4 protein-coding genes are annotated in these 5248 nt (G+C 69.1%); 2 read left to right on the forward strand and 2 right to left on the reverse strand.

Annotated elements, in window-relative coordinates; translation table 11 throughout:
* Positions 1-1741 (forward strand): glycosyl hydrolase (locus tag G6R25_RS21065; protein WP_136448830.1); only part of this gene is annotated, 1741 nt, incomplete at its 5' end.
* A gap of 244 nt (positions 1742-1985) precedes the next feature.
* Entirely contained in the window at positions 1986-3224 is a 1239-nt protein-coding gene (locus G6R25_RS21070) for a PP2C family protein-serine/threonine phosphatase (protein WP_136448829.1), read from the forward strand.
* A 99-nt stretch (positions 3225-3323) separates the two neighbouring features.
* On the opposite strand, the gene G6R25_RS21075 is transcribed toward G6R25_RS21070, so the two are convergent.
* Both G6R25_RS21075 and G6R25_RS21080 read right to left on the reverse strand, forming a co-directional pair.
* Positions 3324-4124, reverse strand: coding sequence for a maleylpyruvate isomerase N-terminal domain-containing protein (locus G6R25_RS21075; protein ID WP_163554304.1), 801 nt, complete (start codon positions 4122-4124; stop codon positions 3324-3326).
* 193 nt (positions 4125-4317) lie between these two features.
* Positions 4318-5248 (reverse strand): Ig-like domain-containing protein (locus G6R25_RS21080; protein WP_163554303.1); only part of this gene is annotated, 931 nt, incomplete at its 5' end.

Raw genomic sequence — 5248 nt, forward strand, 5'->3', positions numbered from 1 at the left:
CGGGAACAACCAGGTCTCCTACTCCGGAACCTGGGCCCAGTGTGCTGGATGTGCACCCAGCACACCCAACAGCATGTACCGGTACTCCACCAACTACGGTTCCATCGCCACGGTCCGGTTCACCGGAACCGAGATCAACGTCTTCGGCATCAAGGGGCCGACGGGCGGCCAGTCCGCTTTCAGTATCGACGGCGGCGTACCGGTAGCCGTGGACACTTTCGCCCTGCCGCTGGCCGTGAGCCTGATCTACAGCTCGGGAGCGCTGACGCCGGGCGCCCACACGCTGCGGATCACGAACCTGCACATGCGGAACGCGGCCTCCACCGGTTTCAACGTCGGCTTTGATTGCGCTGAGGTCGTCACCGATCCGGTGCCGCCACCCCCGCCGCCACCGGTGCAGACAGCACTCACCATCGAGGACACCGCCATCGGCACCGGAAACAACCAGGTCTCGTACACCGCGGGCTGGATGCCGTGCACCGGCTGTGTGACCTCGACTAACAACAGCCTGTACTACACCAGCAACCCCGGCGCCGTCGCCACGGTCCGTTTCAACGGAACTCAGCTCAACGTCTACGGCCTCAAGGGCCCGGCCAACGGATTCGGGACATTCCGCATCGATGGTGCCCAACCGGTTACCATCGACGCCTATGCTCCCGCATCGTCGGTCACCCTGCTGTACGCAACCCCAGTTCTGCCGGTCGGCGCGCACACCCTGACGTTCACGAACGAGGGCCGCCGCAACGTCACGTCCACCGGGAACAACATCGGCTTCGGCCGCGCCGAGGTCACCACCGGGCTGAACCCGCCGCCGGCGCCACCGCTGTGGTCGGGCCTACGCTCGGGCAAGGGATGGGAATCCGGCACCTACCCCGACCCGGCCATGAACCAGGCGAACCTCGAAGCGTTCTGCACCTGGTGCGGCACCCCCTGCGACTTCACTCTCCTCTACGTGACGCGCAACAGCTGGACGAACGTCACCCAGCCGACGAATCTGCTGCAGACCTTTGCCATTTGGCCGGGCAGGATGATCATCGCCGTCCCGCCCTACCCGGAGAACATCGGCGCGAGCAACGCGACCTGCGCCACCGGCGCCTACGACTCCTACTGGCGGAAATTCGGCACTCTGCTGAATACTTATGGTCGCCAGGACTCCATCATCCAAATCGCGTGGGAGGGCAACGGTGACTGGTACCAGTGGTCGGCTACCAATCCCACGGATTACATCAACTGCTGGCGGCACGTCGCGGACTCCATCAATGCGACGGCGGAGCCGGACCCCACCCTGTCCTGGGGCCTGAACGCCCACTACTCGCAGAATCCGCCGAGCCACAATGCGATGGACATGTACCCGGGTGACGCCTGGGTGGACTCCGTCGGTCTCGACGCCTACGACGCCTATCCGCCCAAGGCGGCGTTCGACGTCCAGTCGAACGCGGTGGGAGGGCTGGACTACTGGTACAATTTCGCCCAGTCGCGCAACAAGCTCTTCGGAGTCGGTGAATGGGGGGTGGCCAGCGGTGATGGCAGCAGCGGCGGTGGGGACAGTGCGAACTACGTTCAGTGGATGTACGACTGGTTCCAATCTTATGCCGGAAATGGATTCGCCTACGAATTCTACTTCAACAACTGCGATCCGGGCAACGTCGGTTCCAATCTCTACCGCCCGCGTTCCAGTAGCTGTGCCTATCTGAATTCCGACGCCGGGGCGCGCTATAAACAGCTGTACTCGGCGAACTAGGCTCACGCGACACGTTTATCACCTGGTCGGCCCGCAGGCATAGGTCCGCGGGTCGACCAGGCCGGCGTCCATTCCAGCGCGGGCCGTGAAGGCGCCGAGCAAGGAAGGTGTCGCGGCGAGGTCGCGTCACCCTTACCGGTAAAGCCACTGTGGATTAGGGCGAAGCGGGGTGTCGACGTGATCGGGTGGCGCCGCCCAGAGGAGCTCAGACCGTGTGAACGGCCGGACAGGGGGAGACGCTGCTATGATAGCAGACGAACAGGAATCCCGCGGGGTTGTCGTCGATCGGTCGGAGGGGTTCGGCGAGCGGCTGCTGGGTGTACTGCTGGACCGTGCGCACGAGATGCCGCCGCAGCTGATCGCCCCACTTGTGGCGGAGGAGGTGCGCAGGATCGGGGGCCGGGACGTCTCGATCCTTCTGCAGGACTACGAGCAGCTGGTGCTGACGCCGCTGCCGGGCCGCAATCTCACGGTCGGGGAGCCCGAGTCGATCGACGACTCGCCGGCCGGCACGGCATTCCTGCGCGCGAGCCCCGTCGAACAGCCGCAGGCCGACGGCATCCGGATGTTCCTGCCGCTGCTGGACGGCAGCGACCAGGTGGGGGTGCTGGCCCTCACCCTCGACACCGTCGATGACGACGATCGACGGTTGCTGCGGCGACTCGCCGGTCTCGTCGCCGACATGCTGGTCACCAAGAGCAACTACACCGACCAGTTCTTCCAGGCCAGGCGCCGCGAATCGATGAGCGTGGCCGCGGAGATTCAATGGTCCCTGCTACCCCCGCTGACCATGCTGACCCCGCAGGTCGTGGTGGCCGGCATCCTCGAACCCGCCTACAACATCGCGGGCGACAGTTTCGACTACGCCCTCAACGACGACATCCTGCACGTCGCCATCATCGACGCGATGGGTCACGGTCTGGATGCCGCCGTCCTGGCGACGGTGGCGATCGGCGCCTACCGGCATGCCAGACGAGCCGATGTCGGGCTCGCCGAGCTGTACATGTTCATGGACGATGCTATCCACCGGCAGTTCGGACCCGACCATTTCGTCACGGCGCAGATGATGCGGCTGGATATCGGCACAGGTCACCTGCAGTGGGTCAACGCGGGTCACCCGGCGGCGCTGTTGATCCGCGGTCGCCGGGTCATCCAGGAGTTGACGGGTCCGAGCACCTTGCCGGTCGGTTTCGGCGGTTACATACCGCAGCTCAGCGAGCAGCAGCTCCAGCGCGGCAACCGGGTGCTGTTCTTCACCGATGGTCTCGTCGAGGAGCATGAATCCGGCGGGGAGCAGTTCGGCGAGGCACGCCTGATCACTTTTGTGGAGAGTGCCCAGGGAAACAGCGTGCGGGAGATGGTGCGAGATCTGTCCCACACGCTGATGCGGGAACGCCGCGGGATCACGACCGACGACGCGACTCTCTTCCTGGTCGAGTGGAGCGGGGGTAGCGCCGACTACCTCGCCAGCCTGGATCTGTAGGACGGTCTGCGAACCTGACGCCGTCAGCTCCAGGTGACCACGGTGTGGTCGTCGATGAAGTGGGGTGCGGCTTCTACACAGGTCGGCCGGCGGCGGAGGTCAGAAGCCGGGGAACGCCGCGCGGAGCGTGTCGACGTCGACGCCGTCGGCCTCGAGAGGCGGGGTGTGGGCGGGGTCGAGGCGGCCGTAGACCAGGCGGAGGAACGCCTCGGCCGGCAGCCGAAGCCGGGCGGGCCGTGACTCGCCGTCCCAGGGGCCCAGGTTCACGGCGTCGCCGAGGTCGAGGGCGATCTCGGGGTCCGGGGCGGTGGTGGTGATGTGGATCCGGGCCGGGCCGGTGGGCTTCCCGGCGAAACCGGCGATCATGCCGAGGCCGTCGATGAGCAGGTCGACGGCGGCCGCGTCCACGGTGGCGGCGGGGTCGAGCATGACCGCGACGTCCCAGGTGTGCACGGCGTGCTCGCTCAGCCGGAGCCGGACCACCCCGGCGGAGTCGAGGCTCATCGGCCCGAGCGCGACCCGCAGGCCCGCGAGCTGGGCGTCGTCGAGAGCCTCGTACGCCTCGACGAGCGCCTGGTCCGCGGGCAGCACGTCGGTGGCCTGCGCGTCCGGGGTCTTGGCGTTCCAGGTGTCCCAGACGGTGACGAACTGCTCCTGGCCGGGGGCGTCCCGCCCGGCGACGGCGGCGTCGAGGACAGCCCGGCCGATCTGCGCGCCGGACCCGAGGTGGGACAGCACCTGGGCGATCGTCCAGTCATCGTCGTACGATGGCCCGCGTACCGCCTCGGCGTCGAGCGGCTCGACGAGGGCACGCAGCCGCTCATGCGAGCGGCGCAGGCTGGCGATGGCGGTGCGGCCGTCGGTTTCTGGGCTGAGGCTTCGGCGGCGGGCCCTGGAAATCGGCCGCGACGGCCGCCCGCCGACGCGGCATCATCCTCCCAGGTGACGACGGGCAGCGCCGACCCGCCCCGACCCGCCCCGGTGCTGCGGGTGGCTGTTGCGCCGGTATCCCGAACGGCGCCGACGGCCGTCCACCCGTCGCCTGCCGCGGGGGAGTGGACCGCGGCAGGCGACGGGCGGTGGTGGCGTCGGGTCAGGCGCACTGACCGGATCGCGGCCCGATCACGGTGTTGCCCGTCTGCGCCAGGGTCGGCTGGTTGCCGGTGCAGTTCAGCGGGCCGGTGACGTGGTTGTCGCGGAACTCGGGCACCGCGTCGTCGGGCAGCGGGCCGCTGCCGCTGTTGCCGACGATCCGCACCGGACCGATGATCGTGTTCGCGGCGGCCTCGAGGCCGCCGGTGTTCGCGTCCACGGTCAGCGGGCCGCGCAGCGTGTTGCCGGCGCAGGGCGTCACGTCGGCGGCGTCGGCGCCGAGCAGGACGTAGCCGCGGGCGGCGTGGACCGTCACCGGGCCGGTGATCGTCGACTGGCAGGCGGTGAGGGCCAGCGCGCCCTCGGCGGTCACCGGGCCGACGACCGTGGCGCCGGTCAGCGCGAGCGCCCCGCCGGAACGCACGGTCACCGGGCCGACCTGCCGACCGCCTGGGCCGACGCACAGCGACTGGCCGGCGGCGACCGTCAGGGGACCGGTGCGCGCCGTCGTGACGCACGGCTGGCTGAACCCGACGGTGACCTCGGTGGATCCGGAGGTGGTCCCCGGTGCGAAAGCCGGGTCGCCGCCGTAGCTGGCCGTGATCGCGTGCGGGCCGGGTTGGAGGCCGCTGACGCTGACGCCGGCCTGGCCGCCGCTCAGCGGCGCCGTCGTCAGGGCCGTGGCCCCGTCCAGGAAGGTGACTGTCCCGCCGGGGGTGCCGGCGGCCGGGTCCGCTGCGGTGACGGACGCGGTGAGGGTGACGGTCTGGCCGAACAGCGGCGTGGTGGTGCCGGCGGCGAGCGCCACCGAGGCGCCGTACCGGAACGACACCGTCGCGCGGCCGTCGCCGTGGTTGACGCCTGGGACCAGCGCGGCGTCGGTCACCGTGGGTGCCGCAAAGCCGCTGCCGCCGCCACCGCCCGCCCCGTAG

The organism is Candidatus Frankia alpina (genome assembly GCF_902806485.1).
Classification (GTDB): domain Bacteria; phylum Actinomycetota; class Actinomycetes; order Frankiales; family Frankiaceae; genus Frankia; species Frankia alpina.

What these genes read in the sequence shown, in the direction of transcription:
- G6R25_RS21070 (WP_136448829.1), top strand. Translation starts at nt 1,986, where the DNA reads ATGATAGCAGACGAACAGGAATCCCGCGGGGTTGTCGTCGATCGGTCG.